This window comes from Rhodococcus sp. PML026 (genome assembly GCF_000963615.1).
In the GTDB taxonomy this organism is placed as follows: domain Bacteria; phylum Actinomycetota; class Actinomycetes; order Mycobacteriales; family Mycobacteriaceae; genus Rhodococcoides; species Rhodococcoides fascians.
Genome location: NZ_KQ031373.1, coordinates 953320 through 967108 on the forward strand (window position 1 = coordinate 953320; position 13789 = coordinate 967108).

16 protein-coding genes are annotated in these 13789 nt (G+C 64.8%); 9 read left to right on the forward strand and 7 right to left on the reverse strand.

Annotated elements, in window-relative coordinates; genetic code table 11:
- The 3 genes from VF34_RS15260 to VF34_RS15270 all read left to right on the forward strand — a co-directional run.
- Positions 1–333, forward strand: a 333-nt coding sequence (locus VF34_RS15260; RefSeq protein ID WP_045841623.1) for a zinc-binding dehydrogenase, incomplete at its 5' end; no start/stop codon positions are given.
- Positions 330–962 carry an MBL fold metallo-hydrolase gene (locus VF34_RS15265; protein ID WP_045841624.1) on the forward strand — a complete coding sequence of 211 codons (633 nt, stop codon included), beginning with the start codon at positions 330–332 and terminating at the stop codon, positions 960–962. The genes VF34_RS15260 and VF34_RS15265, both read left to right, overlap by 4 nt.
- A gap of 113 nt (positions 963–1075) precedes the next feature.
- A complete protein-coding gene (locus tag VF34_RS15270) occupies positions 1076–1621 on the forward strand; it encodes a ribonuclease H family protein (RefSeq protein ID WP_032367901.1) in 546 nt (181 codons plus the stop codon).
- A 26-nt stretch (positions 1622–1647) separates the two neighbouring features.
- Here the strand turns inward: VF34_RS15270 and VF34_RS15275 are convergent, their stop codons facing one another.
- The 4 genes from VF34_RS15275 to VF34_RS15290 form a co-directional block, all read right to left on the reverse strand.
- Positions 1648–2532 (reverse strand): pirin family protein, encoded by an 885-nt coding sequence (locus VF34_RS15275; RefSeq protein ID WP_094643620.1) that lies wholly within the window; start codon positions 2530–2532, stop codon positions 1648–1650.
- Positions 2532–2987, reverse strand: coding sequence for a MarR family winged helix-turn-helix transcriptional regulator (locus tag VF34_RS15280; protein WP_032369579.1), 456 nt, complete (start codon positions 2985–2987; stop codon positions 2532–2534). Before VF34_RS15280 ends, VF34_RS15275 begins: the two co-directional genes overlap by 1 nt.
- On the reverse strand, positions 2977–4086 hold the full coding sequence (locus VF34_RS15285) for an LLM class flavin-dependent oxidoreductase (RefSeq protein ID WP_045841625.1): 1110 nt from the start codon (positions 4084–4086) through the stop codon (positions 2977–2979). The genes VF34_RS15280 and VF34_RS15285 overlap by 11 nt, the downstream gene beginning before the upstream one ends.
- A gap of 88 nt (positions 4087–4174) precedes the next feature.
- Positions 4175–4549, reverse strand: coding sequence for a hypothetical protein (locus VF34_RS15290; RefSeq protein ID WP_145916547.1), 375 nt, complete (start codon positions 4547–4549; stop codon positions 4175–4177).
- 229 nt (positions 4550–4778) lie between these two features.
- On the opposite strand from VF34_RS15290, the gene VF34_RS15295 reads away from it, so the two are divergent.
- On the forward strand, positions 4779–5279 hold the full coding sequence (locus VF34_RS15295; protein ID WP_032372551.1) for a GNAT family N-acetyltransferase: 501 nt from the start codon (positions 4779–4781) through the stop codon (positions 5277–5279).
- Between the two features lie 71 nt (positions 5280–5350).
- On the opposite strand, the gene VF34_RS15300 is transcribed toward VF34_RS15295, so the two are convergent.
- A complete protein-coding gene (locus tag VF34_RS15300) occupies positions 5351–6238 on the reverse strand; it encodes an oxidoreductase (RefSeq protein WP_027495223.1) in 888 nt (295 codons plus the stop codon).
- Positions 6239–6273: 35 nt separating this feature from the next.
- Between VF34_RS15300 and VF34_RS24995 the strand changes: the two genes are divergently transcribed.
- Positions 6274–6471, forward strand: coding sequence for a helix-hairpin-helix domain-containing protein (locus tag VF34_RS24995; RefSeq protein WP_032372550.1), 198 nt, complete (start codon positions 6274–6276; stop codon positions 6469–6471).
- Between the two features lie 4 nt (positions 6472–6475).
- Here the strand turns inward: VF34_RS24995 and VF34_RS15310 are convergent, their stop codons facing one another.
- On the reverse strand, positions 6476–7282 hold the full coding sequence (locus tag VF34_RS15310) for a pentapeptide repeat-containing protein (protein WP_045841626.1): 807 nt from the start codon (positions 7280–7282) through the stop codon (positions 6476–6478).
- A 46-nt stretch (positions 7283–7328) separates the two neighbouring features.
- A complete protein-coding gene (locus VF34_RS15315; RefSeq protein WP_027495226.1) occupies positions 7329–7712 on the reverse strand; it encodes an MmcQ/YjbR family DNA-binding protein in 384 nt (127 codons plus the stop codon).
- A gap of 81 nt (positions 7713–7793) precedes the next feature.
- On the opposite strand from VF34_RS15315, the gene VF34_RS15320 reads away from it, so the two are divergent.
- From VF34_RS15320 to VF34_RS15335, 4 genes are all read left to right on the forward strand, one after another.
- On the forward strand, positions 7794–8555 hold the full coding sequence (locus VF34_RS15320) for a putative protein N(5)-glutamine methyltransferase (protein WP_032372548.1): 762 nt from the start codon (positions 7794–7796) through the stop codon (positions 8553–8555).
- Positions 8556–8656: 101 nt separating this feature from the next.
- Positions 8657–9358, forward strand: a complete 702-nt coding sequence (locus VF34_RS15325) for a type 1 glutamine amidotransferase domain-containing protein (RefSeq protein WP_027495228.1) — start codon at positions 8657–8659, stop codon at positions 9356–9358.
- 108 nt (positions 9359–9466) lie between these two features.
- Positions 9467–11782 (forward strand): endopeptidase La, encoded by a 2316-nt coding sequence (gene lon / locus VF34_RS15330; RefSeq protein ID WP_032372547.1) that lies wholly within the window; start codon positions 9467–9469, stop codon positions 11780–11782.
- Positions 11783–11847: 65 nt separating this feature from the next.
- A complete protein-coding gene (locus VF34_RS15335; RefSeq protein ID WP_032372546.1) occupies positions 11848–13722 on the forward strand; it encodes an ABC transporter ATP-binding protein in 1875 nt (624 codons plus the stop codon).
- Positions 13723–13789: the final 67 nt, after the last annotated feature.

The window sequence follows — 13789 nt, forward strand, 5'->3', positions numbered from 1 at the left end:
GTCATCGATGCCGTCGGGCGTCCGGAAACCTGGAAGCAGGCGTTCTACGCCCGCGATCTCGCCGGGACCGTCGTCCTCGTCGGGGTGCCGACGCCGGAGATGACGGTGGAGATGCCGTTGATCGATTTCTTTTCCCGGGGTGGGTCGTTGAAGTCGTCGTGGTACGGCGATTGTCTGCCGGAGCGGGATTTTCCGATGTTGGTCGATCTGTACGAGCAGGGTCGGTTGCCGCTCGAGAAGTTCGTGACCGAACGGATCGGTCTCGGTGATATCGAGGCGGCGTTCGAGAAGATGCATCAGGGCACGGTGCTGCGTTCGGTGGTGGTCCTGTGAGCGGGCAGTTCCGGGTCGAGAAGGTTGTCACGTCGGGGACGTTCGCGCTCGATGGTGGCGAGTGGGAGGTCGACAACAACATCTGGTTGGTCGGTGACGACGACGAGGTGGTGATCGTCGATGCTGCGCATACGGCCGGTCCGATCGTCGATGCGGTCGCCGGTCGTGCTGTGCGGGCGATCGTGTGTACGCATGGTCACAACGATCATGTGACGGTCGCTCCGCAGTTGTCGGGGGAGTTGGATGCGCCGATTCTGTTGCATCCGGCCGATGATGTGTTGTGGGAGCAGACGCATCCGGGCATCGGGCATTCGGTGCTCGAGGACGGTCAGCGGATCACCGTCGCGGGGACGGAGATCGTGGCGTTGCACACTCCCGGTCATTCGCCGGGGTCGAGTTGTCTGTATCTGCCCGAGGCGGGTCAGTTGTTCTCGGGGGACACGTTGTTCTCCGGTGGGCCAGGGGCGACGGGTCGGTCGTATTCGGATTTCCCGACGATCATCGGCTCGATCCGGGATCGATTGTTCGCGTTGCCCGCCGAGACCCGGGTCAACACCGGGCACGGAGACGGAACGAGTATCGGGGACGAGTCCCCGCACCTCGAAGAATGGATCGCCCGCGGGAATTGAGGTTCGATGTTTCGCAGCACAGTGTCAGCGATGCCCAGCTTGGGAGAAGTCTCTCCCGGCTGCCGGGGCGAGTCAGCCGGGGTTTGTCGGTGGCCCGAAGTAGGGTCCTGTCCGTGATCATCGTGAGTACGGACGGCTCTTGTCTGCGTAACCCCGGCGGAGCAATCGGGTGGGCGTGGGTCAATCACACGGGTCCGAGCAACTCCGGCGGCGAGCCCTCGGGCACCAACCAGGTAGCCGAGCTCCGCGCCTTGCTCGAGGCAGTGTTGGCCCACCCCGGCCCGGAGCCGTTGCTGATCGAATCGGACTCTCAGTACGCCATCAAGTGCGCGTCGGAGTGGCTGGCAGGCTGGAAGCGCAAGGGGTGGAAGACTGCGGGCGGCACCCCCGTGCGCAACCTCGATCTGGTGCAGAGCATCGAGCGAGCCATCACCGAACGCGAAGGGCCGGTGCGATTCCGGTGGGTTCGCGGCCACGTCGGCAATCACTTCAACGAAGCAGCCGACGCGCTGGCGGGCGAAGCCGCCCGTGCCATCGCGGCCGCCGGAGCGAACGCGGTGCCTGCACCGACCGAGGCTCGCAGCGGACCCGTTGCACAGAAGGAATCCGTTCCCGCTGCGCCGCGCCCGTCCGAACCGGAGATCGCCACCCTGTTCTGACGGCCGAGCCGCGCGCATGTTCCGGATCAGCCGCGGGGTCTCATCCGCGCGTTGGGTAGTTCCGGTGCGTGCAACCTGGGCCCGGGGTAGCCCTCCACGGTGCCGAACTGACCGTTCTCGGCCTCGTACGCGGCCCGATACTCCACCACGTCCTCGTGGCTGCGGCCGACGAAGTTCCACCACATGACTATCTGTTCACCGAACGGCGGACCGCCCAACAGGAGGAATCGAACCGGTTCGCGGGCGGGATTGTGGAGCTGCATCGACCGGTGCCCGGGTTCGAGGTAGCCGAGTTCGGCTGCGGCCAGATCGGTCTCGTTCAGCGTCACCGATCCTTGGTCGACGACAACTCCGTGTTCGTAGGACTCGTCGATCTCGACGCTGACCCGCGCCCCGGCGTCGAGCACGATCTCCGCTCCGAGCAGTGGCGTGTACGTCGACACCGGCGAGGTCTCGCCCAGAAGCGATCCGAGAAACACCCGAGCGGTCAGGCCGGGCCGGGAGATCGAATCGGGAACGTAGTGCTCGAAAGTCGGTGCCACGAAACGGGATACGGCGGGCAGTGCCACCCACAGCTGCATCCCGTGCAGGATGTCGGTGTCGGGTGTCGACACCTCGGAGTGGCTGATGCCCTGCCCGGCCGTCATCAGGTTGAGCTCCCCGGGCCGCACCATCGCATGAGATCCGACGCTGTCGCGATGCTCGATCTCACCGGAGAACAGCCAGCTGACGGTCTGTAGGCCGGTGTGCGGGTGCGGTGCGACGTCCATGCGCGAGTGCTCGGGCCCGTAGTGGTCTGCGAAACACCATGCGCCGATGAGGGATCGGTCCTTGTGCGGCAGGGTGCGGCGCACCTTCATGGCACGAGGGCCGCCGAGTGGAACCTCGCGTGGGGTGAGGACCTGGATCATCAGTGCTCCCGGATGTCGGTCTGGGCGAGTCTGAGCTTGGTGCACAGACTGTCGAGTGTCCTGAGTTCGTCGGTGTCCAATGCATCGCCGACGTAGCGCCTGATGCGGGCGGCGTGTTTGCGTCCGATCGAGGCCTGCAGGTCTGATCCCGCGTCCGTCAGGCAGATCACGGTCCCGCGTTTGTCCGACGGATCATGCTCTCGGACAACGTAACCCATCGCCTCGAGTCGGTCGCACATCCGGCTCAGCGACGGTTGGCTGAGCAGGATCTCGTCGTTGAGTCGACGCAGTCGGAGTCTGCGGTCCGGGCTGGTGCTCAGGGTGAACAGCACGTCGTATTCGCGCATGCCGATCGGATCCCAGATGTCGTCGGCGGCGAACCGGCGCATCAGGGAAACCTGGGAGCGAAACAGCGACTCCCAGGCGTTCACCGCCACCTCCGTGTCAGACGGCAACTGCTGGTTCCTTCGCAGCGGCCGCGGCCTTCTCTGCCAGCATCGAGGCGTCGGTCGGAGGATTCTCCGGAACGCCGGCCGGGCGTCGGGCAGCGAATTCCTTGCGCAATACCGGTACGACGTCCTCGCCCAGGATGTCGAGTTGCTCGAGCACTGTCTTCAGCGGCAGGCCGGCGTGGTCCATCAGGAACAGCTGACGCTGGTAATCGCCGAAGTAGTCTGCGAATGCGAGCGTCTTCTCGATGACCTGCTGCGGAGATCCGACGGTCAGCGGGGTCTGCTCGGTGAACTCCTCCATCGTGGGGCCGTGGCCGTAGACGGGTGCGTTGTCGAAGTACGGTCGGAATTCGTTCACCGCGTCCTGGCTGTTCTTGCGCATGAACACCTGACCGCCGAGACCGACGATGGCCTGGTCGGCGCGGCCGTGGCCGTAGTGCTCGTAGCGCTCCCGGTAGAGATCGATGAGCTGGATGTAGTGCTCTTTCGGCCAGAAGATGTTGTTCGCGAAGAAGCCGTCACCGTGGTAGGCGGCGATTTCTGCGATCTCCGGGCTGCGGATCGACCCGTGCCAGACGAACGGCGCAATGTCGTCGAGCGGACGGGGAGTGGACGTGAACCGGTCGAGTGGCGTCCGGAAGTTTCCCTCCCACGTGACGACGTCCTCGGTCCACAGGCGTCGCAGCAGCTGGTAGTTCTCCAGAGCCAATGGGATGCCCTGACGGATGTCCTGTCCGAACCACGGGTAGACCGGGCCGGTGTTGCCGCGACCCATGATGAGGTCGACGCGTCCCTCGGACAGATGCTGGAGCATCGCGTAGTCCTCGGCGATCTTGACCGGGTCGTTCGTCGTGATCAGCGTGGTCGACGTCGACAGGATCAACTTCTCGGTGGTGGCCGCGATGTAGCCGAGCATGGTCGTCGGTGACGAGGGTACGAACGGCGGATTGTGATGCTCGCCGGTCGCGAAAACATCCAGACCAACGTCCTCGGCATGCTTGGCGATGGTGACCATCGATCGAATGCGCTCGTGCTCGGAGGGCGTCGTCCCGGTGGTGGGGTCGGTGGTGACATCTCCGACGGTGAAGATTCCGAACTGCATGGCGTGCTCCTACCCGAACGACAAGTTCATGCGTTTGCATTGACTATGCCGTACAACCGGGGTGCGGTCCGGGTTATTTCCGCGGCGGTCACTGCACGAGCGACGCGGTTCCGGTGAGCAACCGCACGTCGTACGACTCGGTCGGGCCGTGCTGCTCGGTGGTTCCGCCGTGCACGGTGTACAGCACTGCGTACGAGGTGAACGTGACGTCCTGGCCGTCGTCCGTATCGATGTTGACGCGGGGCAGAACGACGAGCAGGTGGGTCCGGTTACCGTCCGAGAGGGTCTCGACGACGGTCCGCACCTCGAATCCCAGATCGGATCGGGTGACGTCGGTGGATTCCAGCGTCTCTCCACTGAGGACGAGCTGCGCCGCCCACACTCCGGCGGAGCGATGGGCGTCGACGGTTCCGGTGAGGTCGTCACCGCTGAAGTCGTAGTGGTTCGCTGCTGTGAAAGGCATGGTCACAGGCTATGCCTCGGTCGGTGAAAAAACTTCGAAAGAATTTCCCATCCGCTACCCATCCACCCGGTGACGGGCCCCGAATGGTCAATGAGACACCCGCTACTGCTGTCGCCCCCGACCGCCGTCAGTAGTGGGTGTCTCCCTTTGTTTTGCAGTGGCTCCGTCTTGGACGCCATAGGTGGGCCGTGAGCCCGTATCGGCCTTCCGATTCCCTAGCATCGACTTCATGGCGTTTCGTATCGTTCCTGTCACGGCCGAGTCGTGGCGGTCGTTCCGTGCGCTTCGCCTCGAGATGTTGGCAGATTCGCCGAAGGCCTTCGGCGAGACTCTCGATGCTGCGTCGCGGCAATCGGACGACGACTGGCTGCGGCGAGCCGCCGAAACCAGTTCTGCGCTGTCGTGTGGATTCGCCGCGGTGGACGACGCCGGTCGATGGGTAGGGATCATGCGGGCTCGGGTCGAGGACGGCAGGACATTTCTGCTGGGCGTCTACGTGACGCCGCTCCTGCGGGGCGAAGGCTTGGCCGAAGCCTTGCTGCTCGAAATCGAGCGGTGGGCCGGCAAACGTGGGCACGACCAGCTGACGCTGGAGGTGCACGAGCACAATCAACGCGCCCAGGCGTTCTATCGGCGCATGGGATTCAACGACACCGGTGACAGAGTCCCTTACCCCCTTGCTCCCCAGGAGCACGAAGTTGTGATGACGAAACCTTCTGTCGTGACGTAGTTCTCGTCGAAGAGGAAAGATGTTGCGAAACCCCGGCTTCCGATATCGGTCTATCTCGCCGGGATTCCGTCTCAGAACGGGTAGCCGACTCCAGTGAGTTTCTCGCTGGCGTCCCACAGCTGGGCTGCGAGTGCGGGATCCTGAGCCATCTTGGTCATGCTCGCCGGGCCCGGCTTGCCGCGGGACTCGAACAGCGATGTGGGACCGCTGTAGGTACCGCCGCCTGCGACGTCGACCGCATAGAGTGTGGGAAGCGCTCCGGCACGGGCGGACTGAGAGATGAACTTCAGTCCGATCGGTGCCAGGGTCGCCAGGATCTTGTTGCTGCCCAAGCCGTCCGGGCTCGAGTAGAGCTCGGTCGACGAGATGCCGGGGTGTGCCGCATTGCTGGTGACCTTGGATCCGGCCTTGTCGATCCGACGCTGCAGTTCCAGCGCGAACAGGATGTTCGCGAGCTTGGAGTTCGCGTATCCACGTTGCGCGTTGTAGCCACGCTCGAGCTGGAGGTCGTCGAAGTCGAGCTTGGGGCGCTGACGGTGCGCGACCGAGGCGACGGTCGTGATCTTCGCGTCGGCGGCGAGCTTGGGGAACAGCAAACCGGTCAGCGCGAAGTGGCCGAGGTGGTTGGTGCCGATCTGGAGCTCGAACCCATCCTTGGTTTCGGTTCGCTTCGCCGGCATCATGACGCCAGCATTGTTGATCAGAATGTCGATCGATTCGGGAGCCGACTCGGCGTACTTGCGGACCGAACCGAGATCGGCCAGGTCGAGGGTGGCCGTGTCGACAGTTCCGTTCGGGGCCTCCGCGCGGATCTTCGCCGCTGCGGCGTCGGCCTTGTCCTGGTTGCGGCAGGCGAGCGTCACGTGATCGCCGCGCTTGGCCAGCTCCAAAGCTGTGTAGTAGCCGATACCGGTATTCGCTCCGGTGATGACAACGCGTTTCTGCTTGGTTTCGGGCACGGCAACAGGCTACCGGTCTGTTTTAGAATGCGCCGGTGAGTACAGCAGAACCCCTTTTTCCGACAGGGATCGGAAACCCCGCGATGCGGGCATTGCGAGCTGCGGGATATACCTGTCTCGACGACCTGGCCGGGGTGCCCGCTGCTGAGCTCGCGTCACTGCACGGAGTCGGACCGAAGGCAGTGAGGATCGTTCAGGAAGCGCTCGAGCGCACCGGCAGGTCACTGAGCTGAACGGTCACGTCCAATGTCCGGGACGGGTCAACGCCTCGGGTAGCTGTGTCGATCTGTCACCGAGCGCCGCATTGATCTGGAATTGCGTCGCGAAGATCGTCTCGCGCAGATTCGCACCGCGGAGATCGGCACCGCGAAAATCGGCCCCGATCAGGTCGGCCCAGCGCAAGTCGGCACCGCGCAGATTCGCCCCGATCAGGTACGTGCCCCGCAAGCTCGCACCGCGGAGGTCCGCACCGGCCAGCTTGGCCCCGATCATGTCGCGTCCGCGGTAGTTCTTCTTCTTGCCCGACACCTCTGCGCGCACCAGATCGCTTGCATCGAGCAGCGCCTCGTTGACCCGCGAGCGCACTGAGAAGACGTCGACCGACAACAGGACCTCGGGAGTCTCCGACGTGAGAGCGTCCAGCTCCTCGTACTCGTGGGTAAGCCGGCTGTGCAGGGATGCGGTCGATGTCCGGCCACGTGCATCTGCCAGGTACCAGAGCAACTCGTGCAGATCCCGCATGATCGGGAACACCGCGAACATCTCCGACGAGTTCGACGGCGTTTCTCGCCAGTCCCGTCCCGCGAACGTCGATTGCGACACTTTCTGCCCAGCACCGAAACAGTCGTACACCGTGCATCCGGGAAAGCCCTTCTCCCGAAGCGACGAGTGGATGCCGCAGCGCGAGTCCTTCTGAAGGTTGCGGCACGGTTCCCCGGCGGCTTTGTCGACGGCGAAATCCGACGACTTGGCGAAGGGCAGAGCAACGCAACAGAGTCCGAAGCAGCTGCCGCAATCGGCGAGCAGATTCTCGGGTGGGCTCATGTGTTCACTCTGTCCTTCGGGCAGCCGCAGCGTCAAACGAGAATCGTCACTCCGGACGTCGGAGGAGTGCGACGAGCTTCTTCGGGGCCCGGGTGCAGTAGCTCTCCGTGATCAGCTCGCCGAGTTCCGTTCGATCCACCGACTCGTCGAGCAGCATGCCGATGATCTCGGGTCCCCAGCCGGGGGCGAAGAAGCCGTCCTGCCTCGACAATGCGTCGAGTTCTATTCCTCGGGAACGGAATACGAGGACGTGAGCCGGTCCGTCGGTCCCCGCTGCTGTTGCGAATGCCGGAGGAGTGCCGTCGACAATGTCGAGGACGTGGGCGAAGGTGCGGCCACGTACCCGCCATCGGGTACCGACCCACGCCTGCTCCTCGTAGGTCTCGGGCAACGCCAGACACATCTGTCGGACCTCGGGTTCCCAGTTCATTCGACTCCCTGTGACACATGCCGGGCTACAGTATTTCAGCGCGGGGCAGTTGGGCGCAGGCACTTGGAGGAGGCTCCATCCATGGTGAGACCCGAGTACGACGAGGTCGTGTCCGGTCTGCGCGGGGCCGGCTGCGTGTTCGCGGAAGAAGAAGCCGACATTCTGGTCGAATCCGCATCGGACAGCGACGATCTCGCCGCCCTGCTCGCTCGCCGTATCGCCGGGGAACCGCTCGAACACATCGTCGGCTGGGTGTGGTTCTGTGGTCGACGCGTCGCCGTCGAACCGGGGGTATTCGTACCCCGTCGGAGAACTGAATTCCTGGTGAATTGCGCTGCAGCACTGCAGCCGTCGCGATTATTGGACATGTGCTGCGGATCAGGTGCGGTAGGACTGTCGGTCGGTGGCGTCACCGAATTACATGCCGCCGATCTCGACGCGGCGGCCGTGGAATGCGCCACGCGCAACCTGGCTGCCGTCGGGGGTACGGTGCACCGCGGCGATCTGTACGACGCCTTGCCGCCGGAGTTGCTCGGATCCTTCGATGCGATAGTGGTCAACGCGCCGTACGTCCCGACGGCCCACATCGAACTGATGCCGCGAGAAGCGCGATTGCACGAGCCGCGGATCGCGCTCGACGGCGGCGAAGACGGTGCCCGATTCCACCGTCTCGTGGCCGAGGGGGCACCTGCATGGTTGTCCCCCGGCGGTCACTTGCTGATCGAAAGCAGTGCTGCACTGGCTGATTCGACTCTGCGGGCAGTGCGCGACTGCGGATTCCACGCGCGGGTGAGCGCATCGGACGAATTCGACGCGGTGGTCGTGATCGCTTCGCGTACGTGACGAGACGAGTGCCACACCGCCGGTTTCGGCGGCGCGTTTCGACCGAGGCGTTTCGTGGCATACCCCAACGGATCCCGATAGAGAAAAGAGGCTGTTCGACCATGACTACTTTGCTGTTCGCGGTAACCGCTGCCGACCATTGGACCCTGAACGACGGAAGCAAGCACCCCACCGGGTACTGGGCCGAGGAGCTCGTCGAGTCCCATCGCACATTCGTCGAGGCCGGGTGGGACATCACGGTGGCGACGCCGGGTGGCAAGGCTCCGGTCGTCGACGAGGGCAGCCTGGCCGTCGACGCGAACGGTGGCGACGAGCAGAAGGTGGCGGACCAGAAGAGCTACCTGGCCTCGATCGAGTCGATCCTGTCCTCGCCCGCGAAGCTGGAAGACCAGAAGGCCTCCGACTTCGACGTCGTGTTCGTCCCCGGTGGCCACGGGCCCATGGAGGACCTCGCCGTCTCGACGAGCTTCGGTGCCCTCGTGGTCGACTTCCTCGATGCGAACAAGGTGGTCTCGGCGGTGTGCCACGCACCGGCGGCCCTGCTGCCTGCCGTCCGTACCGACGGCTCCTGGGCTTTCGACGGGTACGAGCTCACCGGCTTCACCGACGAGGAAGAGACCCAGGCCGGGCTCGCAGACAAGGCCCCATGGCTCCTCGAGACCCGGCTGCGCGAGAACGGCGCCAAGTTCGAGAACGCCGACGCCTGGTCGCCACATGTGGTCGTCGACCGCAACCTCTACACGGGCCAGAACCCCGCATCGACGCGTCCTCTCGCGGAGAAGCTGGTCAGCGCCCTGAAGTAGGACGCCGTGGACGGTCGGTGTTCTGCCCACGGAGAACATCGACCGCTCGGGGAACATCACTACTCCTTTCGAAGTTGAGCCCCTATAGCTCAACCCTTTGGAGGAGAAGTGACCGAAACCGTTCGTGTCCCCGTACTGTTCCTGACCGACCCGATCGTCCTGCCCGGAATGGTGGTGCCCGTCGAACTCGACGAGGCCGCACGCGCCGCCGTCGACGCAGCGAAGGCAAGCAACGACGGCACGCTGCTCGTCGCTCCCCGACTCGAAGATCGGTACGCCGCTTATGGCGTTCTCGCCACCATCGTGCAGATGGGACGGTTGGCCGACGGTCGCCCGGCCGCCGTCATCAAGGCAACTCGTCGTGCGCACATCGGCCACGGGGTCAGTGGCCCCGGGGCGGCCCTGTGGGTCGAGGCCGAGCCCGTCGCCGATACAACCCCGAACGACGACCTCAAAGCGCTTGCAGCCGAATACAAGCAACTCGTCGTGGCGATGCTGCAACGCCGCGACGCGTGGCAGGTGATCGACTCGGTCAACAAGCTCACCGACCCCGGCGCGATCGCCGATACCGCGGGCTACGCGTCGTACCTGACTGACGTCCAGAAGCGGGATCTGCTCGAAACACCTGACGTGGCAACGCGTCTGACATCGCTGATCGAGTGGACCAAGGCTCACTTGGCCGAGGTCGAGGTCAACGACAAGATTTCCGGTGACGTCCGAGAGGGCATGGAGAAGACACAGAAGGAGTTCCTCCTGCGTCAGCAGCTCGCCGCTATCCGAAAAGAACTGGGCGAGGACGAACCCGACGGTGCGGACGACTACCGCGGCCGCGTGGAGGCTGCGGACCTGCCAGAGAAGGTGCGCGAACAAGCGCTCCGTGAAGTGGGCAAGTTGGAGCGGGCCAGTGATCAGAGCCCCGAGTCGGGGTGGATTCGCACCTGGCTCGACACCGTGCTGGACCTGCCGTGGAACAACACCACGACCGACAACACCGACATCGATTCGGCGCGAGCCGTTCTCGATGCCGACCACCACGGCCTCGACGACGTGAAGGACCGCATCGTCGAATATCTGGCCGTTCGCGCACGGCGCTCCGAGCGGGGTATGCAGTCCGTCGGCGGACGCGGCTCCGGTGCAGTCATGGTGCTCGCCGGACCTCCCGGTGTCGGTAAGACCTCGTTGGGCGAATCGGTGGCCCGCGCTCTCGGTCGTACCTTCGTCCGTGTTGCCCTCGGTGGGGTTCGCGACGAGGCCGAGATCCGCGGCCACCGTCGCACCTACGTCGGCGCATTGCCGGGCCGCATCGTGCGGGCGATCGGCGAGGCGGGATCGATGAATCCCGTTGTGCTGCTGGACGAGATCGACAAGGTAGGTTCGGACTACCGCGGTGATCCCAGCGCCGCACTGCTCGAGGTACTGGACCCGGCGCAGAACCACACGTTCCGCGACCATTACCTCGATCTGGATCTCGACCTGTCCGACGTCGTGTTCCTTGCCACCGCCAACGTGATCGATCAGATTCCCGGCCCACTGCTCGATCGCATGGAGCTGGTGACCATCGATGGATACACCGAGGACGACAAGGTCGTCATCGCTCGGAACTACCTGCTTCCGCGTCAGATGGAGAGGGCGGCAGTCACATCCGACGAGGTGACCGTCACCGACGCCGCACTGCGCAAGATCGCTGCCGACTACACCCGAGAGCCCGGGGTGCGGCAACTCGAACGCTTGCTGGCCAAGGCTCTACGTAAGGTGGCGACGAAACTTGCGGGCACCACGGACGCGCTCGAGATCGACGAGCCGGATCTGGTGACCTACCTCGGTCGTCCGCGCTTCACCCCCGAGGCGCACGAGCGAACCGAAGTACCGGGTGTCGCAACGGGTCTGGCGGTAACCGGGCTCGGCGGCGACGTGCTGTTCATCGAGGCGGCCTCCACCGAGGGCGACGCGGGCCTCACGCTCACCGGCCAGCTCGGCGACGTGATGAAGGAGTCGGCGCAGATCGCGCTGTCCTACGTGCGAGCGCACGCAGCTCGATTCGGCGTCACTGCCGAATCACTGGATCGCAGTATCCATGTGCACGTTCCGGCCGGGGCAGTGCCCAAGGACGGTCCTTCGGCGGGCGTGACGATGGTGACGGCCCTGGTGTCGATGGCCACCGGGCGTCCGGTGCGGTCGGACGTGGGAATGACCGGAGAGGTGACGCTCAACGGACGTGTGCTGCCGATCGGTGGAGTCAAGCAGAAGCTGTTGGCGGCTCAGCGCGCCGGGCTGAAGACGGTGTTCATTCCGGCACGCAACGAACCCGATCTGGACGACGTCCCTGCGGAGGTCCTGGAGGCGTTGGACGTTCGGCCGATGACCGACGTGGCCGACATCCTGGCGCTCGCGCTGGAACCGGCGGAAGCTGCCGCGGCCGCGTGAGGTGACGGCGACCGTTCTCGGGCTCTGCTTGACCTCGAGTTCGGTCGAGGTTCTACGTTGGTGTCATGAGCATGGAGATGACCGCGTGGAACCAGATGTATCGCACGATGAACAGCTCCGGCGCGCAGTCTTCGTTCTCCAAGGAGACTGCGCGCCGGATCCTGTCGTTCGCAGCACCGCATCGACGCGCCCTCGGCGGCTTCCTGGTGCTCAGCGTCGCGCTGGCGGTGCTTGCGGTGGCAACTCCGGTATTGGCCGGGCGGGTGGTCAACGCGATCGTCGACGGGCGAGAGCTACGTGTGGTGGTGCTGCTGGCTCTGGCCATCGCGGTGATCGCCATCGTGGACGCAGGCTTCGGTCTGATCAACCGGTGGCTCTCGTCCAACATCGGTGAGAGTCTGATTCTGGATCTGCGCACCGCAGTGTTCGACCATGTACAGCGGATGCCGATCGCCTTCTTCACCCGCACCCGAACCGGCGCTCTGGTCAGTCGCCTCAACAACGATGTCATCGGTGCCCAACGCGCATTCAGCACCACGTTGTCCGGAGTCGTCAGCAACGTGGTGACGCTGGCTCTGACGCTCGTGGTGATGATCGGAATCTCCTGGCAGATCACTCTGCTCGCGCTGATCCTGTTGCCGGTGTTCGTGCTGCCGGCCCGTCGCATGGGTCGACGGCTCGCACGTCTGCAACGTGAAGCGGCAGCACACAATTCGGCGATGAGCACCCAGATGACCGAGCGTTTCTCGGCGCCGGGAGCGACACTGGTCAAACTGTTCGGGCACCCCGACCAGGAATCCGTCGAGTTCGCGGTTCGAGCCGCCCGAGTCCGCGACATCGGAGTTCGGAGCGCGATGGTGCAGACCGTGTTCGTCACGGCGCTCACCCTGGTGTCGGCTCTGGCCCTCGCCGTGGTCTACGGACTCGGCGGCTTCTACGCACTCAGTGGTCGACTGGACCCGGGTTCGGTTGTCGCACTGTCCCTTCTGCTGGCCAGGCTCTACGCGCCGCTGACCGCACTGGCGAGTGCCCGTGTCGAGGTCATGAGCGCGCTGGTCAGTTTCGAGCGAGTGTTCGAGGTGCTCGATCTCGTTCCTCTGATCGCCGACAAGCCGGACGCGACGGTGCTGCCCCCGGGGCCGGTGGCCGTCGAACTCGACGACGTCAGGTTCGCATACCCGTCGGCCGACAAAGTGTCGCTCGCGTCCCTGGAGGAGGTAGCAACTCTGGATTCCCGTGGCGGCGAAGAGGTTCTGCACGGTGTGTCGTTCCGGGCCGAACCCGGTCAGATGGTCGCCCTGGTGGGTACCTCCGGTGCGGGCAAGTCCACGATCGCGCAACTGATCGCTCGGTTGTACGACGTCGACAGCGGCGCAGTGCGGCTCGGCGATGTCGACGTGCGAGACCTGACCGCCGAATCCGTCCGCAACACAGTGGGAATGGTGACTCAGGACGGTCATCTGTTCCACGAAAGCATTCGCTCGAATCTGCTGCTGCCACGGCCCGACGCCACCGAGGACGAACTGTGGGACGCACTGTCGCGGGCCAGGCTCGCCGATCTCGTGCGTTCCTTGCCCGACGGGCTCGAGACAATCGTCGGCGAGCGCGGCTACCGCCTGTCCGGCGGGGAGCGTCAACGCCTGACGATCGCACGGCTGCTGATCGCGCAGCCACGGGTGGTGATACTCGACGAGGCCACGGCCTCACTGGATTCGACGTCCGAGGCCGCCGTGCAGGCAGCGCTGGCCGAGGCGCTCGAGGGCAAGACGTCGGTGGTGATCGCGCACCGGCTCTCGACCATCCGAGCAGCGGACGCCATCCTGGTGATCGAGAACGGACAGGTCATCGAGCGCGGAACACACGACGAGCTCCTCGCAGCGGGCGGCCGCTACGAGGAGCTGCATCGAACACAGTTCGCGCACACCGTGCCAGCGGAGTGACCTAGGAAAGCCGGGAGCGCAGCCTGCGGAGTGACCTAGGAAGGCCGGGAGCGCAGCCTGCGGAGTG

What these genes read in the sequence shown, in the direction of transcription:
- VF34_RS15275 (WP_094643620.1), bottom strand. Translation starts at nt 2,532, where the DNA reads ATGATCCAGGTCCTCACCCCACGCGAGGTTCCACTCGGCGGCCCTCGT.
- VF34_RS15285 (WP_045841625.1), bottom strand. Translation starts at nt 4,086, where the DNA reads ATGCAGTTCGGAATCTTCACCGTCGGAGATGTCACCACCGACCCCACC.
- VF34_RS15290 (WP_145916547.1), bottom strand. Translation starts at nt 4,549, where the DNA reads ATGCCTTTCACAGCAGCGAACCACTACGACTTCAGCGGTGACGACCTC.
- VF34_RS15295 (WP_032372551.1), top strand. Translation starts at nt 4,779, where the DNA reads ATGGCGTTTCGTATCGTTCCTGTCACGGCCGAGTCGTGGCGGTCGTTC.
- VF34_RS15310 (WP_045841626.1), bottom strand. Translation starts at nt 7,282, where the DNA reads ATGAGCCCACCCGAGAATCTGCTCGCCGATTGCGGCAGCTGCTTCGGA.
- VF34_RS15315 (WP_027495226.1), bottom strand. Translation starts at nt 7,712, where the DNA reads ATGAACTGGGAACCCGAGGTCCGACAGATGTGTCTGGCGTTGCCCGAG.
- VF34_RS15320 (WP_032372548.1), top strand. Translation starts at nt 7,794, where the DNA reads ATGGTGAGACCCGAGTACGACGAGGTCGTGTCCGGTCTGCGCGGGGCC.
- VF34_RS15325 (WP_027495228.1), top strand. Translation starts at nt 8,657, where the DNA reads ATGACTACTTTGCTGTTCGCGGTAACCGCTGCCGACCATTGGACCCTG.
- VF34_RS15335 (WP_032372546.1), top strand. Translation starts at nt 11,848, where the DNA reads ATGAGCATGGAGATGACCGCGTGGAACCAGATGTATCGCACGATGAAC.